Here is a 23,607-nt window from a genome sequence, read left to right as displayed (position 1 = left end):
CAAGCAAAATAAGTTGGTTACTGTTGAATGGGGATCAGCTTGTCGCCGTAACTACGCGGTGTGTATACCCAGGAGCGACCGTCCGGACGAAGAATTACACGGGTCGTGGAAGACCCGACAAGCACCATGGTCCGCATGTCTACCTGTTCGGGCGTCAATTGACCAAGTGTTGTGACCCGCAAGGTCTGGCCTGGACGACCGATATCGCGCCCCAGCACTACCGGCGTTTCAGGCGTGCGGTGACGGGCGACGATGTCCAATGCCTGGCCCAACTGCCATGGACGCGAACGCGAGATCGGGTTGTAGAAAGCCAGTGCCAGGTCCGCTTGTGCGGCCAGGTCCAGACGCTTCTCGATAATCTCCCAAGGCTTGAGGTTGTCCGACAGCGACAACACACAGAAATCATGCCCCAACGGCGCCCCCGCCTGAGCAGCCGTCGCCAGCGATGCAGAGACACCGGGCAAAATTTCGAGATCGACGTTGTGCCACGAGGCATCGGTGGACTCGTGAAGCGCTTCCAGCACCGCGGCAGCCATGGCAAAAACACCCGGATCGCCCGATGAAACCACCACCACTGAACGCCCTTGCGCCGCCAGTTCGAAAGCGTGACGCGCTCGCTGCATCTCTTCACGATTGTCGGTGCAGTGCATCACTTGATCAGCGCGAAAGGGGCCGGCCATGCGCACATAGGTTTCGTAACCGAGCACATCATTGGCGCGAGCCAACTCAGCCTTGACCGCCGGCACCATCAGTTCGGCAGCGCCAGGGCCCAAGCCGATCACTGCCAGACGGCCTCGAGGACGGCCGATCTGCGATGGGTCCAGCGGCTGCTCTGCGACCGCGATGGCAATGGCGTCATCGCCGAAGATCGAAACAGACTGCCCGATAGCATTGCGCGCCAGTTCACCGACCGAGCCGACATCCCTGGCAAAACGCAGCGGCACAGCCAATTCAAGGGCCGCTTCACGCAGTGCCGGGCTGGCCATTTCGGTGTCGCAGGCAAGCACGCAAGCTATCGATTGAACGGCGATTTTTGCCTCATGCAAAGCATCGCGAATGGCGCCCGGCAAGTTGGCTACGTGGGCACTCACCGCCACGAGCACGTTGCGCGGATAGATCAACAATTCATTCGCCGCGGGCTCACGCTCGGCATGACCGACATGAACAGCCAGTCGCGCCAGAGGATCTTCAGGCAACTGCGCTTGCACCAACCACGGCGCCGCGCCTTCGATGCGCAGCGTCTCACCGGCCAGCAAATCGGAGACAAAGCGTTTGCCCAGTTCCAGATCGCCGAGGGCATAACCCTCAGGCGGGTTGAGCAGGCAGGTACCGAAACGCAATTCACCACTGGTGGTGATGGCCGCTGCCACATCAAGACTGGCCGCGATCTCACGGGCCATGACATTCACTCCGCCAAGACCTCCCAGCAGCGGTACCACCGCGCTGCCGTCTTCGGCAACGGCCAGGACGGGCGGCTCGACGCCTTTTTCCAGGAGCATCGGCGCCAACGTACGGATGACGATCCCGGCGGCGCACAGGGCAATGATTGGCGTGTCCTGTTGATAGAGGTCACGCAGGGTCGCACCGAACTCGCGATAGACGCGGTCCGCGCCGATGACCCGGTCGGCCAGGCCGTGGATCAGGGCGCCGGGGTACACCTGTTGAATTGTGCGCGCGGTCGCGAGGCTGCCATTGCCGAGAATGACAATCGCCGGAACTGGACGGGCCATCAGCCTTGCCACCTTTCACCCGGGACGATAATCAGCGAAAAGTACGGCGAAGACATCGGTTCGACCTGACCCAGCGGGACGATCTTCTGGTTGGCCATGGTTGCGCGTTCAACGTACAGCGCACGCTCCGCGAGACCGAGTTCTTCGAGCACCTGACGGACTTTTGGGAAGTTACGACCCAGCTTCATGATCACGGCGGCATCGGCATCAGCCAGACGACGCTTGAGGTCATCGTGAGGCAGCACGCCGGACAGCACCGACAAGCTCTGATTGCGATAGACCAACGGCGCACCCAACACCGAAGCGCCGCCCAGCATTGAGCACACACCCGGTACGACTTCGGCTTCATAGCGTTCAGCGAGGCGATCGTGCAGGTACATGTAGGAACCGTAGAAGAACGGATCGCCTTCGCAGATCACTGCCACGTCACGACCGGCATCGAGATGCGCAGCGAGTTCTTTGCCGGCCGCATCATAGAAATCACTGATCACTTGTTCGTAGGACAACGGAGCGGGCAACGCCTCGGTCGTCACCGGGTACACCAGCGGCAGCAGGGTTTGTGCATCCTGCAGGTGCGCTTCGATAATGCCGAAGGCATTGCCCTTTTTGCCCTTGGCGACGAAGTACGCCACCACGGGCGATTCGCGTAGCAGGCGCAAGGCTTTGACGGTAATCAGCTCCGGATCACCGGGGCCGACGCCCAGGCCGATCAAACGTCCAGGTTGCTGCATCATTCGATCTCCGTGGCGAGGGCATTGACGGCGGCGGCGGCCATGGCGCTACCGCCCAGGCGGCCTTGCATGATGACGAAGGGCACACCGCGACTGTCTGCGGCAAGCATAGCCTTGGATTCGGCAGCGCCGACGAAGCCCACCGGGAAGCCGAGGATCAGCGCCGGTTTCGGTGCGCCGGCGTCGAGCATTTCCAGCAGATAAAACAGCGCCGTCGGCGCGTTGCCGATCACCACCACGCTGCCTTCCAGATGCGGGCGCCACAGTTCCAGCGCGGCGGCGGAACGGGTGTTGCCCAATTCACGAGCAAGCTCGGGAACGCTTTCATCACGCAGGGTGCAAATGACTTCGTTGTTCGCAGGTAAACGCGTGCGAGTCACACCTTCGGAAACCATCCGCGCATCACACAGAATCGGCGCACCGGCGGCCAGCGCCTCGCGCCCGGCCTTGCCGGCGCCTTCGGAGAATTGCAGACCGTCAATTGCATCGACCATCCCACAGGCGTGAATCACCCGTACCGCGAGTTTTTCAAGATCGGCCGGGATCCGGTCGAGGTTGGCCTCGGCGCGAATGATCGCGAAGGAGTTGCGATAGATCTCCTGACCGTCGCGGATGTAATCAAGCATCAAGGGGGCTCCGTGAGCGGGCGTCGAGCATGGCCGCGACCGCTTCAATAGTAAGATTGCGTGCGTGCAGGGCGCCGAAACCCGGCTGCCCCGCATCGCGAAAATAGAGGTCGTAGTGACCGGGGCCGACGGCCAGCAAAGTGACGGGGGTGACGTGCGCGGCGGCACAGGAGCGCGAGCAACCGCTCAGGTGCACGCTCAGAACATGGCCGTGGTGCTGCAGCAGCGCGGCGAGTTGCAGAGCGTCGTTCTTGGTGTCGGCCAGGCCTTTTGCACACCCCGTCGAACCGGTGCAGGCGATCAAATGGACCAGCGATTGATCGGCCGAACATAGAAAGCCGAGCTGACTCAATGCTTCAGTTACCACTGACGTATCTTCGAGCCGGACGCCAGGAAGCAACAGGCTTTGCCACGGTGTGAAGCGCACGTTCCCGTCACCGTAGACCTTGGCCAGTTGTGACGCACCTCTAAGCATGTGTGGGTCCAGTCGCCCCAATGGCACGCCCGCGCCGATATAGGCGAAGCCATGTTGACGCTGTGGATAAGTGCCAATGTGCAGCGGCATTGAAGCGGTTGCACGATCCCAACCTGCAACGTTGGTCGGGCGCTCACTCAAGCGCCCGGTCAGTTGCGCCATGAAATCCCTGACCGGCAATTCGGCCAACAGGTGACGCATCCGCGTCTGGTCGGGGCGGGCCAGTTCGAGAAACACCTCCAGCACGTTGATCACCAGCTCGTGCCCCAAAGCCTGTGGCACCGCGCCCAGCGGCTCATCGACAGGACATCCCGCAAGACCGAAAGCCAGCATCGGTTCACCGTCCAGTTCGATGGCCGACAACCATAAATCATGAGGATGCATAAGCATCGCCAGTGCTTCACCGCCATCGAGTTGCACTGCGAACTTGGCCGACAGGTCATGCAGATGTGGAAGCGTTTCCAGGCTATGGAGAATCTGCGCGCCCAGCGGCCGGATGTCGAAGCGCATCTGCCGATCAATTCCCGCGCTGGGGCTGAGCATCACGTTGCGCACATCGTCGCCTGCGTCGGTGCTCGGACCCAAACCTGCGTCAAGTAACAAACTGATCAGTGCAGCGTGTTCGTTGCCGATACCACGAATCTGCAGGTTGGCTCGATTAGTCGCCTCGATCACCCCGCCTGCATATTGTTGGGCAGCATCGGCCACTGCGCCTGCCTGTTCCGAGCTAATGGAACCGCCCGCCAGTTTGATCCGACAGATTCCACCGTCCAATGCCTGGACAATACGCAGCAACCCCGGGCATGCCGAAGGGCGTAAGGAAGGAGGCTTCTGACGTGGGCTCACAAGATGACCGGCTGCAGGACGAAGGGTCGCTATTATGCCTGCTTTGCTTGAAAGCATGAAAAGCCCGCGCGTCGCCCGGCTATAATTCCTGCCACCGGCACTTCAGAAGCACAAAGGTGTGGCTCAGCCCTGGGAAGAGGTCAACCTGAGCTTGAATCTGGCCATTCTGTTTTCTTTTAGTTTTTGTTGTATCCGCTGCCTTTTCTCATTCAACCTGGCCTCATTCAACACGAACTCAGCGTAGTGCTGTAAAAGGCTGGCTGAGTCGTCATCCATTTCGAAAAATAGAAACTGCCCGGACTTCACACTGGCCACCAACTTCAATCGACTGACTTGCATTCGTAATTTTCCCGCGCCGTCACGCCAGAAGGGTGTGACCTGAAAGAGTTCGCCTCTGGCCGTTTCCTGATCCAGAGAGTAAATCGCCGGGCCGTTCCCTTTAACCGCATCGAATGAATCGATCAGCAAGTTAATCACGCTGCTGCCAAGCTTGGTATTTTGCCTGGATGACAACGACGTTAAATAGGTCTGCACTACATTGCCGGAAATGGTATCGCGGCGTTGTGTATACGAATCACCCACAGGTTCCCATCCGATCCAGTCAAGACAGCTGCCATAGCTATTGAACCATTGTTGCGAATGGGTGAAACGACTGGCTTCCAGGTCTGCGTTCAATGATGCAATCAACGTGCAATCCGTTACATCATCAAAATCCTGAAGTGACCCGCCCTCCATCGACACTATCGTTGGACCCGTTACAACTGCACTGCGATTTTTATCTTCCATGATTTGATCCTTTAATTTAAATACCACGAAAACTAAGCCAACCCTCTCCCTCTTACAACACCGCATTACAATTCCAAACAAAACCAAACTCGCAAACTTACTTGTATTTTTAACTTGCTCAATCCTGGACTTGAAGGTTATTCAAAACCAAAACAGGCCAACCTTACTGCTAGTCTCCGCGCTATCATATGGACGCCTGTAACGACGCAGGACTTCGCGATTCGACAGAGGATGGACATGACTGCGTGGCTGACCGTAACGGGTATTGGTGAAGACGGTTTCAAGGGCTTGGGCAAAAATGCCCGCCGGGCCCTGATCGGCGCTTCAAAGATCGTGGGCGCCCAACGCCAACTGGATCTGCTGCCACCCTGCATCCGCGGCGAACGCCAGCTCTGGCCTGTTCCGTTCTCACTCGATGCATTGATAGCCATGCGCGGTGAGCCCGTTTGTGTGCTGGCCAGCGGCGACCCAATGTTCTTCGGTGTGGGTGCCAGCCTTGCCCGGCAACTCTCCAGTGATGAAATGCTGATCCTGCCGGCGCCCTCTTCCTGCTCTCTCGCCGCTGCGCGAATGGGCTGGCCGCTGCAGGATGTGGTGACACTGTCGGTGGTCGCCCGCCCGATCGCCGCGCTTAACGCGCAATTGTTCAGCGGAGTTCGCCTACTGGTGCTCAGCAACGACGGCCAGAGCCCCGCCGCGATCGCCGCGCTGTTGCGTGAGCGTGGATTCGGACCGAGTCGCCTCACAGTGTTGGAACATCTGGGCGGCGAAGCCGAACGGCGCGTCGAAGGCATCGCCAACGACTGGGCCGATCCGGCTATCGCCGACTTGAACCTGATCGCCATTGAGTGCATTGCCGAACCGGGTACACCGCGCCTGTCGCGACTGGCCGGCCTGCCAGACTCGGCGTTCAGGCACGACGGCCAACTGACCAAACGCGACGTGCGCGCCATCACCCTCGCCCGCCTCGCCCCGACCCCAGGCGAACTCTTGTGGGACGTCGGCGCCGGCAGCGGCTCGATCGGCATCGAATGGATGCGCGCGCATCCGGGTTGCCGGGCGCTGGCGGTCGAGGCTGATGAAGGGCGACAGTTGCTGATCGAGCACAACCGCGATGCGCTCGGCGTGCCCGGTCTGCATCTGATTCGCGGCAGTGCGCCGCAGGCCCTCGCCGGGCTGGAACGTCCGGATGCGATTTTCATTGGTGGCGGCGTCACCCGCGAAGGCGTGCTGGACACGTGCTGGGCCGAACTCAAACCCGGCGGCCGACTGGTCGCCAACGCGGTGACCCTGCAAAGTGAAATGACCCTGATGGCCTGGCGCGAGCAGCACGGCGGGGAGCTGACGCGCATTCATATCGCTCAGGCCCAGCCATTGGGCGACTTCGATACCTGGCGTCAGGCGCTGCCGATTACCTTGCTGGACGTGGTCAAACCCTTCGATGCGTGACGAAACCGCCGAGCAACCCGCACCGCTGCGCAGCGGCCTGACCACCGGCAGCTGCGCCACGGCCACCAGTCTTGCAGCCGCGCGCCTGTTACTCAGTGGCGCGATGGCGGACGCAGTGGAGATCGTCCTGCCCAAAGGCAAGCAGGTGCAGATGCGCCTGGAGTTCTGTCGGCTGATGGATGGCGGCGCCGAGGCCGGAACCATCAAGGACGCCGGGGACGATCCGGACGTGACCCACGGAGCCCTGCTCTATTCCCGAGTGCGATTGAGCGCCGAGCCGGGCATTCGCTTCAGTGCCGGCAGGGGCGTCGGCACCGTCACCCGGCCGGGGCTGGTGCTGGCGGTCGGCGAACCGGCGATCAACCCGGTGCCACGCAAAATGATCAGCGACCACCTGACGCGGCTGGCGGACGACCTCGGCTACAACGGCGGTTTCGAGGTGACGGTGAACGTCGAAGGCGGCGAGGCGCTGGCATTGAAAACCATGAACCCGCGGCTGGGGATTCTCGGTGGGTTGTCGATTCTCGGCACCAGCGGCATCGTCCGGCCGTTTTCCTGTGCGGCCTACATCGCTTCGATCCATCAGGGCATCGATGTGGCAAAAACCAACGGTTACCTGCACATCGCCGCGTGCACCGGCAACGCCAGCGAAGACACCATGCGCCGAGTCTACGACTTGCCGGAAATCGCCCTGATCGAAATGGGCGACTTCGTCGGCGCAGTGCTCAAACACCTGCGCAAAGTACCGGTGGATAAACTCAGCCTGTGCGGCGGCTTCGGCAAGATCAGCAAACTGGCGGCCGGGCATATGGATTTGCACAGTCGGCATTCGAGCATCGACCTGCCGCAACTGGCCAAATGGGCAGCTGCGGTCGGGGCCAATGAGGCGCTGCAATCAGGAATTCGCGAGGCCAACACCAGCCAGCAAGCGTTGGCGATGGCCAGCGCTGCGGGTATCGCCCTCGGTGATGCGGTGTGTCAGCACGCTCTGGATTTTGCTCGCAGCGTGGTGCCGGCACAGGTTCAGATTGAAGTATTTGCCATTGATCGCCAGGGCGGGATTGTTGGCCATGCGGGAGCTTTTGAATGAAGCGCATTTTGTTGCTCGGCGGTGTGACGGAAGCCTTGGCCATCGCCCGCACGCTTGGGCCGCAACATATCTATAGCCTGGCGGGCGTCGGTCGCGTGCCGACGGATTTGACCTGCCAGATCCGCGTCGGCGGCTACGGCGGTGCCGAAGGTCTGGCGCAGTTCATCCGGGATGAAGGGATCGATCTGCTGCTGGACGCAACCCATCCCTACGCTGCAAAAATCAGCGAGAACGCCGTCACCGCAGCGAAGTTGAGCGGCGTTGCATGCTGGGCCTTGCGGCGCCCGGCCTGGCAACCACAGGCCGGGGATGACTGGCGAGAAATCAGCGACTGGGCCGAACTGATCGCAGCGCTGAAACCTTTCCGACGACCGCTGTTCACCCTCGGTCGCGAACCGTTGCAGCACCTGCATGAAATCCCGCCAGATCAATTCTGGACGCTGCGTGCATTGGACGTTTATCCGGGCAACGAACGTTGCGAAGTCATCGGCGCACGTGGGCCGTTTCTGCTTGAGGATGAACGCAAGTTGTTCCAGCGCCGGCAGATCGACGTGCTGATCAGCAAAAACAGCGGCAGCACCGCCACCGAGCCGAAGCTGCAAGTGGCTCGGGAACGTGGGGTACCGGTACTGGTGCTGAAGCGGCCGGTGTTGCCGGGGGTTGATCAGGAATTCGGGTCGGTTGCCGAGGTGTTGCGAACAATGACAGAACAATTATTAACCTGAGAATACGAGCACCTTAAGACGCCTTCGCGGGCAAGCCCGCTCCCACAGGGTTCTTTGTCTGGCTCTGGGTTTGTGTCCGATGCGGTCAAATGTGGGAGCGGGCTTGCCCGCGAAAGCGTCCTGGCTGGCGATGCAAAGGTTGGAGTACTCATCAACCAGACTTTGCATTGAGCAGCAATGGCAATCCGCAATTCACGACTATCATGAAGGCTATGAAGCCTTGCACTGCGACACCACACCGCACGCGGTCTTTTTACTTATCGGCCCTGATCAGGCTAAATAGCCGCGCCTGATCGCCCACCCAACCGGATTCGTCCCATGTCCCGACAACGGCTCGCAATTGCCTGGATCGCCTGCTTCGCAGTGCTGTTCAACATGCTCGCCATGCCGATGTCCGGAGCGATGGCGCAAACGGCGAAATCACCTGCCGAGCAATTGTTGTGGGGCAGTTTCTGCTCGTCCAGCGGCACGAAGATGGTGGCGATTTCCCTGGGCGACATCGATCCAAAAGCCCCACAGAACGACGATCATTCCAACATGCAGCATTGCTGGTGCTGCTCCGGTTCTGCGCCGCTGGTGGCGTTGCCCGGGCATGTGCCGCAGCTGTATTTCGCGCGTTTCGATGCCAATCGGAGCCTGCCCGCCGTCCTTCTCGATACACCGACGCCGCGCCAGCAATGGCCGAGTCTCAACCCCCGCGCGTCCCCTCTGGTGTGATTTCTTCTCGCAATTGATCTGCGTTTTGAATCGCTCTGGAGAACTGCCATGTTGAATAAACTTATCGTTCTGGCCGCGTTGCTGTTGCCTGCCTGCTTTGCCAATGCGCACGAATACAAGGCCGGCGAGCTGGAGATTGCACACCCCTGGTCGCAAGAGTTGCCGCCCAACGCGCCGACCGTCGCCGCCTATTTCGTGATTCATAACAGCGGTAAAACTGCCGACCGGCTGCTCAGCGTCGACTCGCCGATTGCAGGCATCGCCCAGTTGCACGAGCATGTGAAGCAGAACGATTTGATGAAAATGCAGCAGGTGCCGCGTGTCGAAATCCCGGCCGGAGGTGAAGTCACTTTCGCACCGATGGCGTATCACGTGATGCTGCTGGAACTGAAAGATCGCAGCCTGCTGAGCGACGGCAAACACTTCCCGCTGACGATGCATTTCGAGAAGTCCGGTGATGTGACCGTTGAAGTGTCCGTGCAGAAGAAGCCGCCGGAAGGCTCGCAGATGCACGCACACGCCCAGTAATCGGCAGAGCTGAACACGCCCATGCGCCCGCTTAGCGCCAGGTCATCCGCACCGCGTCGTCAGCCATTGAGCCTGACGCGCGGCACCTGGATCAGCCTGTTCGCCATGTTGATGATCTTTATCGGCCCGCTGATTTCCCAGTCAATGCCGATGGATCAACGCGCCTCCTCGATGTCCATGAACATGTCGATGGACATGAGCATGGAAATGCCGGCAATGGAGCATGCCGACCACGGCGCGCAATCCGCCGCCGAGCACTGCCCGCCAAAAGCCTCACATCACGCGCTCTGGGAAAAATGCGGCTATTGCAGCCTGCTGTTCAACTGCCCCGCGCTTACCGGCGGCCAGTCCTTCGCCGCATTCGACACGCCAAAAGCCACCACCTTCACCACGCCCTCCCCTCGTCTGGGCTACGCCCGGCAAACCTTCTTCCCCGGAGCCCGCACCCGCGCCCCACCCATCGTCGCGTAAACATTCACCCCGATCTCACACGGTCCGCAAAACAGCCAAAGCAACCTGTGGGAGCGAGCTTGCTCGCGAAGAGGGAGTGTCAGTCAACCTTAATGTCGTCTGGCACACCGCTTTCGCGAGCAAGCTCGCTCCCACAGGGATTGCGTCGGATACCGGCCGTGTCGTTTACGACTGTTCGATGGAAATTGTCATGTCCAGGTTTGCTGCTGACACACGCTTGAGCGCTGCCCAAGCCGCTTTTGCCCTGAACGAATCCAGTATTCGTTTCAGGCACGCCACCGCGTTTCTTTGCGGGGCTTTGCTGACACCGATGGTGCTGGCCGATGAACACGCAAGTCACACCGAAGAACTGAGCCCGACGGTGATCACCGCCATTGCGCCGAGCTCGCCACTGACCGTCGTCACCAACCCCAAGGACCCGCGCCAACCGGTGCCGGCCAGCGACGGTGGGGACTATCTGAAAACCATCCCCGGTTTCGCCCTGGTCCGTAACGGTGGCACCAATGGCGATCCGGTGCTGCGTGGGATGTTCGGCTCGCGGCTGAACATCCTGACCAACGGCGGCCAGTTGCTGGGTGCCTGCCCTGGCCGGATGGACGCCCCGACTTCGTACATCTCGCCCGAAACCTACGACAAACTCACCGTCATCAAAGGTCCGCAAACCGTCCTCTGGGGACCGGGTGCGTCAGCCGGCACCATCCTGTTCGAACGTGAGCCAGAGAGTTTCGGCGAACTCGGCACCCGGGTGAACGCCAGCGTATTGGCCGGCTCCAATGGCCGTTTCGACAAAGTCGTTGATGCCGCTGCGGGCGGGTCGCTGGGTTACGTGCGAGTGATCGGCAACACTGCGCACGCCGATGACTATCGGGACGGCAACAACGACACCGTGCCGTCGCGTTATGACAAATGGAACGGCGACGTGGCACTCGGCTGGACGCCAGACGTCGACACCTTGCTGGAACTGACCGCCGGCAAAGGTGACGGCGAAGCCCGTTACGCCGGACGTGGCATGGACGGTTCGCAGTTCAAGCGCGAAAGCCTCGGCCTGCGCTTCGAGAAATCAAACATCGGCGACGTGCTGGATAAGGTCGAGGCGCAGGTTTACTACAACTACGCCGACCACGTGATGGATAACTACACCCTGCGCACGCCGTCCGGCACCGGGATGATGTCTGGTCCAATGGCCTCCAACGTCGACCGCCGAACCCTCGGCGCGCGGATCAAAGCTACCTGGCGCTGGGCCGATGTGCAGTTGATCAGCGGCATCGACGCGCAGACCAACGAACACCGCCAGCGCAGCGCCATGGGCATCGACGTCTACAAGGACTTGCCATACACCAAGGACGCCGACTTCCATAACTACGGCGTGTTCAGCGAACTGACCTGGTACGCCGCCGACCGTGATCGACTGATTACCGGCGCGCGCCTGGACCGCGCCTCGGCCAAGGACTTCCGGCAGACCACCGGTTCGGGAATGATGACCCGCGCCAACCCGACCGCAAACGACACCCGCGCCGACACCCTGCCGAGCGGCTTTGTCCGCTTTGAGCATGACTTGGCCGACAGCCCGACCACGCTCTACGCCGGGCTCGGTCACACCCAGCGCTTCCCGGATTACTGGGAACTGGTTTCGCCCAACTCCGGCCCCGCCGGCTCGGTGAATGCCTTCGATTCAATCAAGCCCGAGAAAACCACCCAGCTCGACTTCGGCCTGCAATACAAGACCGAAGACCTCGAAGCCTGGGCCTCAGGTTACGTCGGACAAGTGCGCGACTACATCCTGTTCAACTACACGCCCGGGATGATGGGCATGACCTCGCAAGCACAGAACATCGACGCACGAATCATGGGCGGCGAATTGGGTGCGGCCTACAAGCTGACCAGCAACTGGAAGGCCGACGCGACCCTGGCCTACGCCTGGGGCAAGAACAGCAGTGACGGCAATGCGCTGCCGCAGATGCCGCCGCTGGATGCGCGTTTCGGTCTGACCTACAGCGAAGACAACTGGAGCGCCGGCGCCTTGTGGAGGGTGGTCGCGGCGCAGAACCGCATCGATCAGAACAAGGGCAACGTGGTCGGCAAGGACTTCGACAAGACTTCGGGGTTCGGCGTGTTCTCGCTCAACGGTGCGTACCGGATCAACAAAAACTGGAAGGTCAGCAGCGGCGTCGACAACCTGTTCGGCAAGGCTTACGCCGAGCATTTGAACCTGGCCGGCAACGCCGGTTTTGGCTACCCGGCCAATGATCCGCAAGCCATCAACGAACCGGGGCGCACGCTCTGGACCAAGGTGGATATGAGTTTCTAAAAGCATCGCGAGCAGGCTCGCTCCCACATGGACGGTGTTGAACCTGTGGGAGCGAGCCTGCTCGCGATCGGTTGCGCAGCAACCGCACTAAACAACAAAACCTACGCCTGGCGGAGCACACAAATGAAACAGCCCAAACCGAATTTCTACAACCTGGCCTGGCGCTGGCATTTCTATGCCGGCCTGTTCGTCGCGCCCTTCATGGTGATGCTGGCCCTGACCGGCATCATCTACCTGTTCAAACCGCAACTCGATCCGTTGATGTACGGCAGCCTGCTGAACGTCCCCGCCGCTCATCACACAGTCGCCGCTGACGACCTGCTCAAGCGGGTGAAAGAGGCGTACCCACAAGGTCAGATCAAACAGTACCTGCCGCCGGTCAATGCCGAACGCAGTGCGCAATTTGTGGTGATCAACGAAGGTCATGAACTGAACGTGTTCATCGATCCATACCACGGCGACATCCTTGGCGAGCAAGACGCGAAGAAGAATTTGCAAGCGATTGCGCGCTCGATTCACGGTGAATTGATGATCGGCACCGTCGGTGATCGGCTGGTAGAACTGGCCGCCGGTTGGGGCGTGGTGTTGGTGGTCTCCGGCGTCTTTTTGTGGTGGCCGCGAGGCCAGGCGGCCGGCATCCTGTGGCCGCGGTTGAACAGCCGCGGTCGCGTACTTTGGCGCGACTTGCACGCGGTGACCGGGTTCTGGGGCGCGTCATTGCTGCTGGTGATGTTGCTCAGCGGCATGACCTGGACCGGGTTCTGGGGCAAGCAATACGCCGAAGTCTGGAATGTCTTTCCGGCAGCGATGTGGGGTGACGTGCCCAAGTCCGATGTCGAGGCGCGCAGCCTCAACACTGCCACCCGCCAGACCGTGCCGTGGGCGATGGAAAACACGCCGATGCCGATGTCCGGCGACCACGCCGAACACATGGCTCACGAAGGTGCGCCAGCCGGCCCCGCGGCGCCAACCATCAGCCTGCAAGACGTGCAAAATATCGCCGTGCAACGCAAGGTCGAACCGGGTTACAGCATCACATTCCCGACCACCGCGACCGGCGTGTTCACCCTCGCGGTGTTCGCCGACGACCCGCGCAACGACGCCACCCTGCATGTCGATCAGTACACCGGTGACGTCCTCGCCGACGTGCGCTGGGAGCATTACGGCAACGTCGCCCGCGCCACGGAAATGGGCGTGATGCTGCACGAAGGCAAGATGTTCGGCACGTTCAATCAGATCGTCGTGCTGCTGATCTGCCTGATGATTTTGCTCAGTGCCGTGAGCGGCGTGGTGATCTGGTGGAAGCGTCGCCCACAAGGCAAGTTCGGCGTTCCGGCGCTGCGCCACGACCTGCCGAAATGGAAAACCGCGATGGTCATCATGTTCGCACTGGCAGTGGCGTTTCCGTTGGTGGGCGCCTCGTTGGTCGTGGTGTGGCTGCTGGATCGCTTGGTCCTGTCACGTTTCAACCGGCAAACTGAATCGGCCTCATCTTCATCATGAAACAGGCGAGATGCTTGGTTTAGAGGGATCTGTAGACTTTCCGTGCTTATCTCCCGGCCACCTTTAGTGTTACTGTATAACGCTAAATGCGCCGCCTGACCCGCAGCCCTGGCGGCGGGTTTTCTTTTGAAGACGTGATTCACCGTCCCGATGACCAAGTACCTCTTGTCCGGTCTCTGCCTGCTCGCCATCAATCATAGCGCTCAGGCGCAGCCGTTGACGGGGGCTTCACTGGCCCGCAACCGCCTGTACACCGACATGGGTCATGGAAGGCGTTGCGTAATACGACGCCTGGATTGCAGATGAATAACCTGTTTGACCGGCAGTATGCGCAAAGCCAATACAATGAGCGCCAGCATGGATCCTCGGCGAACCGCGATCGCTTTTCGTCACCGCTGATTACACCTTTTGATTCAAGGTCCCTATCGCGGGCAAGCCCGCGATGAGGGCGTCAGCAGCACCGAATATTTGATCGTTCCCACGCTCTGCGTGGGAATGCAGCCCGGGACGGAGTTTGCATGACCTCGCTTAACCTCACAAACCTCGCCTGGACACCCCTGGGCCACGGCCACTGTCATCACCAGTTCCAGCTACGTGATGCTTCGCTGCACGTGGCCGCCGGCGAGTTCGTCGGGTTGATCGGACCCAACGGCAGCGGCAAAACCAGCCTGCTGCGTTGCGCCTGGCGCTTCAGCAAACCCGAAAGCGGTGAGGTCAGACTCGACCATCACAACGTCTGGAAGCAGTCCTCACGCTGGTGCGCACAACGCATCGCCGTGGTCTTGCAGGAATTCCCCGACGCCTTCGGCCTGACCGTGGATGAGGTGGTCGCCATGGGCCGCACGCCGCACAAAGGCCTGTTCGATGGCGACACGATCGAGGACCGAAACCTCGCGACCCAGGCCCTGGAATCGGTGGGCCTCACAGGCTTTGAAGACCACGCCTTCGCCACCCTCTCCGGCGGTGAAAAGCAGCGGGTGATCCTCGCCCGCGCCCTGGCTCAGCAACCGCAATTGCTGATCCTCGACGAGCCGACCAATCACCTCGACCCGCGCTATCAGCTTGAACTGCTGCAACGGGTCAAACGCCTGAAGATCGGCACCCTGGCAAGCATCCACGATCTCAACCTGGCGGCTGCTTTTTGCGATCGCCTGTACGTGATCAATCACGGTCGCATTGTGGCCAGCGGCACGCCCAAAGAAGTCCTGAGCGCCCCACTGCTGCACAACGTATTCGGCGTCGAAGCGCTGATCGATGAACACCCGTTGCACGGCTACCCACGAATCACCTGGATAACCCAACCATGACTTTGCGTTCCCTGCTGCGCTCCAGCCTCTCTATCGCCGTGTTGCTGGGCAGCACCCAGGCATTTGCCGAGGCCACTCATTACCCGCTGACGATTCAAAGTTGCAACCGTGAAGTCACCTTCAAGCAAGCACCGAAACACGCGGTCAGCCACGACATCAACATGACCCAGATGATGCTCGCCCTCGGCCTCAAACCACGCATGGCCGGTTACAGCGGCGTGACGGGCTGGAAGTCCGTCACACCCGAGATGCAGACCATCCTCGATGGCTTGCCGGAACTGGCGGCCAAGTACCCGTCGGTGGAAACCCTGCTCAACGCCAACGTCGATTTCTTCTTCGCCGGTTGGGATTACGGCATGCGCGTCGGTGGTGATCTCACACCACAAACCCTCCAGCCATTGGGCATCAATGTCTACGAGCTGACCGAGTCGTGCGCGTTCGTCATGAAGCGTCCGCCGGCCAGCCTGGAAGACACTTACAACGACCTGCGCAACCTCGGCAAAATCTTCGACGTGCAAGATCGCGCCAACGCCCTGATCGCCGAAATGCAGGCGCAAGTCGCCGAGGTGCGCAAGGACTTGCCGGCGGCAAAACCGCGTGTATTCCTCTATGACAGCGGTGAAGACCGGGCCATGACGTCCGGCCGTCTCGGCATGCCACAAGCGCTGATCGACGCCGCTGGCGGGCGCAACATTCTCGATGACGTCGAAGCAAGCTGGACCCGCGTTAACTGGGAGAACGTGGTCGAGCGCAATCCGCAGGTGATCGTGATCGTTGACTACGGCGAAGTCACCGCCGAACAGAAAGAGCAATTCTTGCTGAACAACAAGGCGCTGCAATCGGTGGATGCAATCAAGAAGCAGCGCTTCATCGTCATCCCTTACGTGCAGGCTACGCCGGGTATCGACAACGTGCTGGCGGTTGAAACCCTGGCCAAGGGTTTCCACGGCGAATGATCATTCGTCGCTACGCCTTGTTGCTGATCGCCCTCGGCGCACTGTTGCTGGTGTCGTGCGTGGTGTCGCTGGGCTTTGGCCCGGCGCGAGTGCCGGTGGATGTGGTCTGGCGGATTCTGTTGCACAAACTCTTTGGTTTCGGCGTGCCGGACTGGAGTGCCGGACAGGAACATATCGTCTGGCTGATCCGCGTGCCGCGCATGCTCCTTGGCGCGCTGGTCGGTGCCGGACTGGCGTTGATCGGCGCGGTGCTGCAAGCGGTGACGCGCAATCCGTTGGCTGATCCGCATTTGCTCGGGGTCACCTCCGGCGCCACCCTCGGCGCGGTGATTGTGATGCTGCATGTCGGTGAGATCGTCGGGCTGCTGACGTTGCCGATTGCGGCATTTATCGGCGCGTTGCTGAGCATGTTGATCGTACTGGTGATCGCCAACCGTAACGGTCGGCTCGACAGTGATCGTCTGCTGCTGTGCGGCGTGGCGGTGTCATTCGTGATGATGGCGATCGCCAACTTGCTGCTGTTTCTCGGTGATCACCGCGCGAGTTCCGCGGTGATGTTCTGGATGCTGGGCGGGCTCGGGTTGGCGCGCTGGGAATTGCTGGCGGTACCGGCGGCGAGCGTGTTGCTCGGGTTAGTGTTGCTGCTGGGAATGGCCCGGCCGTTGAATGCGTTGATGGCAGGTGAACAGACAGCCGTGACGCTCGGCTTGAATGCCCGCACTGTGCGGTTGCGGGTGTTTTTGATTGCTTCACTGATGACCGGAGTATTGGTGTCCATTAGCGGCTCAATCGGCTTTGTGGGACTGATGGTGCCGCACATTGCGCGTCGATTGGTCGGAGCTGAACATCGACGATTGCTGCCGGTGTGCGTGTTGCTCGGCAGCCTCTTCCTCGTCTGGGTCGACGTCGCCGCCCGCACTTTGATCGCCCCCGAAGATTTGCCCATCGGCGTCGCCACCGCCGCCATCGGCGGTCTCTTCTTCATCGGCCTCATGCGCCGCCGCTGACGCCCACAACCTGTGGGAGCGAGGTTTGCCCGCGAAGACGGCAGCACATTCAACATCACTGTGACTGACACACCGCTTTCGCGAGCAAGCTCGCTCCCACAAAGGCTCATCGTCGCTCACAGATCCGATTTACGACGCAAATCAGACCTTCATCCACACAGTTGTCGCGAATCAAAGCTCATCACGATCCGGTTTTTCCGATGGGCCGGGGCCTTCAGGTACAACTTTCTGTGCGGGCGGCAGCCATCCAGCACTGATCGGCCCACGACGGTTCCAGAAATCATCGACCTCAAGCACCTGCAGCCGGCTTGTAGCCAGCAGCCTGGTGAAAAACGCAGTAACACCCTCACTCATCCCCCCGTCGAGTACCGCTGATTCGCTCGTCGTGTGGCTGGGTGTGAATTTCAGCAAGGCGCCACCACGGCAAGTCAGGTAACAGCTGGAGCCCGGTGCAGCATTTCTTTTCAGCACCCGCGTACTGAACAGCAAATCGGCCAGCGCTATATTGTCGACGAGTCGCCGATCCAGATCCGTGACGTTGTTAACGATCACATTGACCACTTTATAAAACTGATGAACACCTGCAACCCGCAACCCTTCCGGAAATTCCGGCAGCGGCAGCGGCGGCACGCCCGGTATTTTAACTTCGGCAATCGGGCCACCTGCGCCGGAGTAAAACAGTCGAGTGGCAGCGCGGTATTCACCGCTCGTACCGTCTTCAAGCGGCTCGACAGCCACGAATGATCCAGACTCGGCCTGTACCAGGATCCCGCCCAAAAATTGCCGGCCGGCATATTTCCCGACATGACGCTGGGCCCAACGTGCGGCATCGTCGGCATGGGCGAACACCGGGCTCAATGCAAACCGGTTGTCCTGCGACCACCTCACCAGGCCAATGCCGGTTTTCACACCCTTTGCATCGACCCGGAACGGAGACCAGAACGCACTGCGCACCACCACGCTCAACTCGCCGCTGTGCGTCACCTTGCGCAGGTATTCCAGCAATGGTTCCTGACCGGCTTGCAGTATTTTCCAGTACGCATTGGTCGCGCTGAAACCATTCCACTGCGCGGCTTTGGTTGTCGGCTCGTATCTCAATAGCGCCCCATCCGCACAAGACACATACAGCTTGAGGTAGGTATCGCCGCGAGACGCGGACAGCTTCACAGCATCCAGTCCGCGAGCCAGGTCCATGGGCGTGATAAAGCTGTGATGCAGATCACCCGAGCGCTCAGCCGTCACTGTGGGCATGCATAGAAAAAGGCCATGAACGCTGTAACCCTGCGGCAACAGCTCTTGCGGGAATAGCCGCGCGACGGTGAAGTTACCTTGCGGGCCAGGCACGGGCAGCGTCGTCACATATCGCTCGGAGGTCAACGATTTCAGGATGAACCCAAACAGCAAATCATCGCGAGGTCTGGTGTTTGCGTGGATGTACCGCACAGCGTCGTCAGGCTGAGTACACACCGGACTCAACGCAGGCTCACCGACGGCGAAGCGGCGCAACGCCGGTGCGACAGGGCTGGAGGAGCCCGTCCAGTGCGACAAGCGCCGGGCCAGTCCCCATACTCGGCTTTCCTGGACCACGTACAACTCACCGGCCTTTGCGAGTCGGTTCACGAACTCGCTGGGTGCCAGCTGTCCGGCACGCATCTGCAGCTCAATGGGCGTTTGCCTGATCTGCCGCTGACTGGGGGATGCAAGCGCCTGCCCCAGCAACTTTTCCTCAGCGCTGCCGCTTTGGGTATACCTGATCAGGCTATCGTCCAGACCCATCAGGTATTCCGTGCCGGGTGACAGGGTCGAGACGCCGCTCGCCTCATGCAGGATGGCTGACAAAAAATCCGTGGAAAACATGTTGAGCCAGGTATCCCGTTCCCGGTCAGACAAGGCAAAGACCGGCTCTACCTTTCGACGGGAATGATAGCGAGCGACCACCGTACTGCCCGCCAGAAACTCGCCCTTGCTCACCAGTTCGTCGAGGCGAATCCAGTTCGCCGGAAAATTTTCCACCGCCACCGGCACGGGTAGTGTGGCGACAAACAAGCCATCGGTTCGTCGCAGCACCAGCCCACCGAAGATCCGGTCGCGTCGCGTGCCCAACTGCGCCGAGGCGTAACGCACAGCGTCGTCGCGCCAGAGAAACGCGGGAGTCAGGGAGCGGCGCTGCAACGATGCGTAAGGTTTCCAATTTGCAGAAACAGAACCAGGTTCATCCCAGCACTCGCTACTCGCCAGTACGTTGAGGCTGCCGGCTGCAATCACTTTATTCATGACACCCGGGTAAGGCGGTACCTCGCTGGCCATCAGGGACACCAAAACCCTGGGCCCGACGGTATCCGTCCCCGTAACAAACAATGTCGACGGCGGTGAATACTGATAGTGCAGCAAGGCGCCATCCAGCGTGGCGATGTAGATACTCAGGTTCTGATGGTGAGTCAGTCGCTGGGTGCTCTTGTCGTCGTAGACCGCGACGAACAAATCACTCATGGGAATAAAGTGACGGGCGAACCAGGCATCTGCTGTCGATAGCCCTCCGGGCAGCCAGTGCGCGGAGTAATAAACGCTGTGGATCCGGTACTCGTCGATCAACACTTGTGCGCCGTAATCACTGGCCACGTTCAAGGCATCCAGACGATTGGCGAGTACCGTTTCGGTCGCCACATACTCGTCTCGTTCGTTGTGTTTAAGGACAAAGCCAAGCCCTGCTGCGACGCCCCGATAGTCAGTACAGGCCCAGGCATGCGCGTGCCGGACTGCCCGATCTGGCGTCGGAAGAACCGGCCCGAGCCTTGGCTGAAAGGTTTGAATGGCCGGTTTATCGCCCGGTGGTTCATCACCGAAGACAGTGTCCCGCTGCCCCCACGTATCGCTACCGACCAGTACGCGCAGTTCACCGGTATTGGCCAACTCCGTGAGCACATCGCTGGGTTCCAGGGTATTGGCAGTCAGTTCCTGCGCAATAAGACTGATGCCGTTGCTCTGTACGGCCACCCTGTCTTGCAACTTTCGGCGCGCATCGGCCTTACCTGCATCAGGGCGGTAAGCCAGCAAGCTGTCGGCGGAACCTGAAAGATACGCCACCGATAAATGCGCGTGATTGGCCAGAATCAGCCGAATGTCTTCATCGGTGAACATTTGCGCTGATTTTCGCTGCTCGATTTCATCGTGACCCACGCTGCGGGTATCGCTGACCCCGCGCGATGCATATATCCCCTGCAGTGAATAGCCATCGGCCAGAATGATCGGCGTCCCGTCCGCGGTACGCGGACATAACCTGTCCAGGCTGAACCTGGAGGTGCTCACCGGAACATGCTCAGTGGCAACATAGCGCTTTTGCCGATCTTGCAGAATCAACCCGACGTAACCCTGATCGCGCTGGCTGCCAATGTGCGCATGGGCGAAACACGCCGCATCGTCCGCCGTCACAAACAGCGGACTCAGGCGCCGTGATCCGGCATAAGGCTGCCAGTTCGCTGCGACGCGCCCATTGACATCCCACAACTCACTGCCCTTGAGCACCGACAGTTCCCCCGCCTCCGCTACACGTCGGACGTAGTCACTGGGCTTGAGCGTTCCGGCTTTCAGTTGTTCGTCGAAAACGCTACTGGTCTCCAACGGCAATTCCCTGACATGCACCGAAGGTCGGTATTCCAGCACCGCACCGTCGCGCATCAAGCCATAGACTTTCAGGTAGTCGGCGTACTCCTGCCGATACACATCTTTTTTGCAGAAGCTGATCCCGCTGGCCAGGTCGGCCGGGGTGAAAAAGCGTTCATGCAACCAGGGTTCAAGAGCACTTTCGGCAGCGTCTTCGCCAGGGATGAAATAAAGCCCTTCGAGTTTGAAGTCGAGAACCTCGATCAGCTTGCCCTTCACGTCCATCGGGAAGGTTTCACTCAGCCCGATCTGCGGGGAATTTGGGCTGATGGGGTAGGTGGTGATCCAGTCATCACTGGAAGCAGACTTGAGCACAAATCCCAGCTGACTGGCGCCGAGCTGCGTCGTGACACCCCTGCGTGCCGCTACAATCGCCTCCTCCACCCGACCGGTCACCGGACCGTAAAACGGCTGATCCTCAAGCACCTGCGGTTTACGCAGCGGCACAGCGAGCGTCCAGTTCGCCGGCACTGTTCCCCTGACACCGCCCCACTGCGCGTTGGCCACCAGCACGCTGAGCGTACCCGTCTGTGCCAGTTTCTGAATCAGCACTTCAACGTCACTAAACGGCCCGGCTGGTTTCACTCCGAGTTCGAAGAGCTTCTTCTCCTCGGAGGTTTGAGTCGATTCGTATTTGATCAACGAACCGTCCGGCCCCGACAGATAGTGCCGCTGTCCGTACGAGCCGGGATCCTGCATGTAGCTCAATAGGTGCGCCTGGGAGAAGAAACCGAGGTACAGCTTGATTTGCTCAGTCGTCCAGTGCGGATATTGCTTCTGGATCAGTCCGTGATCGGCGGCACAGGAAAGGTAATAGGCAACCCCGGTGAAACCTTGGGGTTCGAACTGCTGCCGGGAGGTCGTCCCGGTCGAAAGAAACGCATGAAAATCGAAAAACACCCGTCGACCCGCCACCGGCAAAGTTGGCACAAACTTGCCGTCATAGCGCTCAAGAATGACCCCGCCATAGGGATCAGCACGATGCGCACCGATCTGCCGATGCACCCAGTAAGCGGCATCGTCCACGCTGATGAAACTCGGCCCCAGGGCGGGAAACGTTCTCCTCGGTACAGAGGCTGGAGAGTAATCGGTTGGAGTCTTGTTCATGAGCTTCTCGCTTGATCGGGAAACCCGGATGATCAGGATTTTTCAAGCAGCACATGCGGTACATAGTTATCGTCGGCGACCAGGCACCAATGCCGCGCATGGATATGCACCATCGCCCTCCCTCGGCCCTAACCTGGTGCATCCCCCGCAACCATAATCGCTCTGACACGGCATTTCCCTGCCTTTGCCCGACCGGGCACAGCCTTTGCTAAAGACCCTTCAGTAGTCCGCATCTGCCAACCATAAAAAACTTCAACGTTCATGGGGATCGCACAATGAAGCGTCGCAGCTTGATCAAGGCTTTCACACTCACGGCATCCATTGCCGCGATGGGCATGACCTGGACTGTCCAGGGCGCCGAGACCATCAAGGTCGGTATTCTGCATTCGCTGTCCGGCACCATGGCGATCTCTGAAACGTCACTCAAAGACATGGCGTTGATGACCATCGACGAGATCAACGCCAAGGGCGGCGTGAACGGCAAGATGCTCGAACCGGTGGTGGTGGACCCGGCGTCGAACTGGCCGCTGTTCGCGGAAAAGAGTCGCCAGTTGCTGACCCAGGACAAGGTCGCTGTGGTGTTCGGCTGCTGGACTTCGGTATCGCGCAAATCGGTATTGCCGGTGTTCGAAGAGCTCAACGGTCTGCTGTTCTACCCGGTGCAATACGAAGGCGAAGAGATGTCGCCGAACGTGTTCTACACCGGCGCCGCACCGAACCAACAGGCGATTCCGGCGGTGGAATACCTGATGAGCGAAGAAGGCGGCAGCGCCAAGCGCTACTTCCTGCTCGGCACCGACTACGTTTACCCGCGCACCACCAACAAGATCCTGCGCTCGTTCCTGCACTCCAAAGGTGTGGCGGACAAGGACATCGAAGAGGTCTACACCCCGTTCGGTCACAGCGACTATCAGACCATCGTGGCCAACATCAAAAAATTCTCGGCCGGAGGCAAGACTGCGGTCATCTCCACCGTCAACGGCGACTCCAACGTGCCGTTCTATAAAGAGCTGGCCAACCAGGGTCTGAAAGCCACCGACGTTCCGGTCGTAGCCTTCTCCGTGGGTGAAGAGGAACTGCGCGGCATCGACACCAAACCGTTGGTGGGCAACCTGGCGGCGTGGAACTACTTCGAATCGGTCGAGAACCCGGCGAACAAAAAGTTCGTTGCCGACTGGAAAGCCTACGCCAAGAAACACAACCTGCCGGGCGCCGACAAAGCGGTGACCAACGACCCGATGGAAGCCACTTACGTGGGCATTCACATGTGGGCGCAAGCGGCGGAAAAAGCCAAGTCCACCGACGTTGACAAAGTCCGCGAAGCCCTGGCTGGCCAGACCTTTGCCGCGCCGTCCGGCTACACGCTGACCATGGACAAAACCAACCACCACCTGCACAAACCGGTGATGATCGGCGAGATTCAGGCCGATGGTCAGTTCAACGTGGTATGGCAGACCGAGGGGCCGATCCGCGCCGAGCCGTGGAGCCCGTTCATTCAGGGCAACGACAAGAAGCCGGATTATGCGGTGAAGAGCAACTGAGGCGAATCTGGAGTTTGGGGCGGGTCTGAGATCCACCCCTCACC

At 60.2% G+C, this 23,607-nt stretch carries 18 protein-coding genes; 12 read left to right on the top strand and 6 right to left on the bottom strand.

What is annotated here, in order from left to right:
• Positions 1-17 precede the first annotated feature (17 nt).
• The 5 genes from cobJ to FQ185_RS22345 all read right to left on the bottom strand — a co-directional run bounded on the left by cobJ (position 18) and on the right by FQ185_RS22345 (position 5,194).
• Complete coding sequence (cobJ, locus tag FQ185_RS22365; RefSeq protein ID WP_149419328.1) at positions 18-1,730, bottom strand: precorrin-3B C(17)-methyltransferase; 1,713 nt, start codon at positions 1,728-1,730, stop codon at positions 18-20.
• Positions 1,730-2,461, bottom strand: a complete 732-nt coding sequence (locus FQ185_RS22360) for a precorrin-2 C(20)-methyltransferase (protein ID WP_149419393.1) — start codon at positions 2,459-2,461, stop codon at positions 1,730-1,732. Before FQ185_RS22360 ends, cobJ begins: the two co-directional genes overlap by 1 nt.
• A complete protein-coding gene (locus FQ185_RS22355) occupies positions 2,461-3,087 on the bottom strand; it encodes a precorrin-8X methylmutase (RefSeq protein ID WP_149419327.1) in 627 nt (208 codons plus the stop codon). The genes FQ185_RS22360 and FQ185_RS22355 overlap by 1 nt, the downstream gene beginning before the upstream one ends.
• Positions 3,080-4,465 (bottom strand): precorrin-3B synthase, encoded by a 1,386-nt coding sequence (gene cobG, locus FQ185_RS22350; protein WP_149419326.1) that lies wholly within the window; start codon positions 4,463-4,465, stop codon positions 3,080-3,082. The genes FQ185_RS22355 and cobG overlap by 8 nt, the downstream gene beginning before the upstream one ends.
• Positions 4,466-4,531: 66 nt before the next feature.
• Positions 4,532-5,194 (bottom strand): hypothetical protein, encoded by a 663-nt coding sequence (locus FQ185_RS22345; RefSeq protein WP_149419325.1) that lies wholly within the window; start codon positions 5,192-5,194, stop codon positions 4,532-4,534.
• 237 nt (positions 5,195-5,431) lie between these two features.
• On the opposite strand from FQ185_RS22345, the gene cbiE reads away from it, so the two are divergent.
• The 11 genes from cbiE (at position 5,432) to FQ185_RS22280 (ending at position 17,255) form a co-directional block, all read left to right on the top strand.
• Entirely contained in the window at positions 5,432-6,643 is a 1,212-nt protein-coding gene (gene cbiE / locus FQ185_RS22340; protein ID WP_149419324.1) for a precorrin-6y C5,15-methyltransferase (decarboxylating) subunit CbiE, read from the top strand.
• Positions 6,636-7,733, top strand: coding sequence for a cobalt-precorrin-5B (C(1))-methyltransferase (locus FQ185_RS22335; RefSeq protein WP_149419323.1), 1,098 nt, complete (start codon positions 6,636-6,638; stop codon positions 7,731-7,733). Before cbiE ends, FQ185_RS22335 begins: the two co-directional genes overlap by 8 nt.
• Positions 7,730-8,458, top strand: a complete 729-nt coding sequence (locus FQ185_RS22330; protein WP_149419322.1) for a cobalt-precorrin-6A reductase — start codon at positions 7,730-7,732, stop codon at positions 8,456-8,458. The genes FQ185_RS22335 and FQ185_RS22330 overlap by 4 nt, the downstream gene beginning before the upstream one ends.
• Positions 8,459-8,776: 318 nt before the next feature.
• Positions 8,777-9,175 (top strand): DUF2946 domain-containing protein, encoded by a 399-nt coding sequence (locus FQ185_RS22320; RefSeq protein ID WP_149419320.1) that lies wholly within the window; start codon positions 8,777-8,779, stop codon positions 9,173-9,175.
• 48 nt (positions 9,176-9,223) lie between these two features.
• Positions 9,224-9,703, top strand: a complete 480-nt coding sequence (locus FQ185_RS22315; protein ID WP_149419319.1) for a copper chaperone PCu(A)C — start codon at positions 9,224-9,226, stop codon at positions 9,701-9,703.
• 21 nt (positions 9,704-9,724) lie between these two features.
• Positions 9,725-10,174 (top strand): DUF2946 domain-containing protein, encoded by a 450-nt coding sequence (locus FQ185_RS22310; protein ID WP_149419318.1) that lies wholly within the window; start codon positions 9,725-9,727, stop codon positions 10,172-10,174.
• Between the two features lie 190 nt (positions 10,175-10,364).
• Positions 10,365-12,482 carry a TonB-dependent copper receptor gene (locus FQ185_RS22300; protein ID WP_149419317.1) on the top strand — a complete coding sequence of 706 codons (2,118 nt, stop codon included), beginning with the start codon at positions 10,365-10,367 and terminating at the stop codon, positions 12,480-12,482.
• Between the two features lie 123 nt (positions 12,483-12,605).
• Entirely contained in the window at positions 12,606-13,985 is a 1,380-nt protein-coding gene (locus FQ185_RS22295; RefSeq protein WP_149419316.1) for a PepSY domain-containing protein, read from the top strand.
• Positions 13,986-14,503: 518 nt separating this feature from the next.
• The gene (locus tag FQ185_RS22290) at positions 14,504-15,292 is read left to right on the top strand and encodes an ABC transporter ATP-binding protein (protein WP_149419315.1); all 789 of its coding nucleotides are present in this window, start codon (positions 14,504-14,506) and stop codon (positions 15,290-15,292) included.
• Entirely contained in the window at positions 15,289-16,248 is a 960-nt protein-coding gene (locus tag FQ185_RS22285; protein WP_149419314.1) for an ABC transporter substrate-binding protein, read from the top strand. Before FQ185_RS22290 ends, FQ185_RS22285 begins: the two co-directional genes overlap by 4 nt.
• Entirely contained in the window at positions 16,245-17,255 is a 1,011-nt protein-coding gene (locus FQ185_RS22280; RefSeq protein ID WP_149419313.1) for an iron ABC transporter permease, read from the top strand. The genes FQ185_RS22285 and FQ185_RS22280 overlap by 4 nt, the downstream gene beginning before the upstream one ends.
• Positions 17,256-17,426: 171 nt before the next feature.
• Here the strand turns inward: FQ185_RS22280 and FQ185_RS22275 are convergent, their stop codons facing one another.
• Complete coding sequence (locus FQ185_RS22275) at positions 17,427-22,022, bottom strand: hypothetical protein (RefSeq protein WP_256730468.1); 4,596 nt, start codon at positions 22,020-22,022, stop codon at positions 17,427-17,429.
• Positions 22,023-22,297: 275 nt separating this feature from the next.
• Between FQ185_RS22275 and urtA the strand changes: the two genes are divergently transcribed.
• Positions 22,298-23,563, top strand: coding sequence for an urea ABC transporter substrate-binding protein (gene urtA / locus FQ185_RS22270; protein ID WP_149419311.1), 1,266 nt, complete (start codon positions 22,298-22,300; stop codon positions 23,561-23,563).
• Positions 23,564-23,607: the final 44 nt, after the last annotated feature.

The organism is Pseudomonas sp. ANT_H12B, assembly GCF_008369325.1.
Classification (GTDB): domain Bacteria; phylum Pseudomonadota; class Gammaproteobacteria; order Pseudomonadales; family Pseudomonadaceae; genus Aquipseudomonas.
Note: the sequence above shows the minus strand (reverse complement) of the source record. Positions and strands in the feature narration are given on the sequence as shown.

Excerpts from the sequence above, each read along its gene's own strand:
- cobJ (WP_149419328.1), bottom strand. The coding sequence starts at position 1,730 with ATGGCCCGTCCAGTTCCGGCGATTGTCATTCTCGGCAATGGCAGCCTC.
- FQ185_RS22360 (WP_149419393.1), bottom strand. The coding sequence starts at position 2,461 with ATGCAGCAACCTGGACGTTTGATCGGCCTGGGCGTCGGCCCCGGTGAT.
- FQ185_RS22355 (WP_149419327.1), bottom strand. The coding sequence starts at position 3,087 with ATGCTTGATTACATCCGCGACGGTCAGGAGATCTATCGCAACTCCTTC.
- cobG (WP_149419326.1), bottom strand. The coding sequence starts at position 4,465 with ATGCTTTCAAGCAAAGCAGGCATAATAGCGACCCTTCGTCCTGCAGCC.
- FQ185_RS22345 (WP_149419325.1), bottom strand. The coding sequence starts at position 5,194 with ATGGAAGATAAAAATCGCAGTGCAGTTGTAACGGGTCCAACGATAGTG.
- cbiE (WP_149419324.1), top strand. The coding sequence starts at position 5,432 with ATGACTGCGTGGCTGACCGTAACGGGTATTGGTGAAGACGGTTTCAAG.
- FQ185_RS22335 (WP_149419323.1), top strand. The coding sequence starts at position 6,636 with ATGCGTGACGAAACCGCCGAGCAACCCGCACCGCTGCGCAGCGGCCTG.
- FQ185_RS22330 (WP_149419322.1), top strand. The coding sequence starts at position 7,730 with ATGAAGCGCATTTTGTTGCTCGGCGGTGTGACGGAAGCCTTGGCCATC.
- FQ185_RS22320 (WP_149419320.1), top strand. The coding sequence starts at position 8,777 with ATGTCCCGACAACGGCTCGCAATTGCCTGGATCGCCTGCTTCGCAGTG.
- FQ185_RS22315 (WP_149419319.1), top strand. The coding sequence starts at position 9,224 with ATGTTGAATAAACTTATCGTTCTGGCCGCGTTGCTGTTGCCTGCCTGC.
- FQ185_RS22310 (WP_149419318.1), top strand. The coding sequence starts at position 9,725 with ATGCGCCCGCTTAGCGCCAGGTCATCCGCACCGCGTCGTCAGCCATTG.
- FQ185_RS22300 (WP_149419317.1), top strand. The coding sequence starts at position 10,365 with ATGTCCAGGTTTGCTGCTGACACACGCTTGAGCGCTGCCCAAGCCGCT.
- FQ185_RS22295 (WP_149419316.1), top strand. The coding sequence starts at position 12,606 with ATGAAACAGCCCAAACCGAATTTCTACAACCTGGCCTGGCGCTGGCAT.
- FQ185_RS22290 (WP_149419315.1), top strand. The coding sequence starts at position 14,504 with ATGACCTCGCTTAACCTCACAAACCTCGCCTGGACACCCCTGGGCCAC.
- FQ185_RS22285 (WP_149419314.1), top strand. The coding sequence starts at position 15,289 with ATGACTTTGCGTTCCCTGCTGCGCTCCAGCCTCTCTATCGCCGTGTTG.
- FQ185_RS22280 (WP_149419313.1), top strand. The coding sequence starts at position 16,245 with ATGATCATTCGTCGCTACGCCTTGTTGCTGATCGCCCTCGGCGCACTG.
- FQ185_RS22275 (WP_256730468.1), bottom strand. The coding sequence starts at position 22,022 with ATGAACAAGACTCCAACCGATTACTCTCCAGCCTCTGTACCGAGGAGA.
- urtA (WP_149419311.1), top strand. The coding sequence starts at position 22,298 with ATGAAGCGTCGCAGCTTGATCAAGGCTTTCACACTCACGGCATCCATT.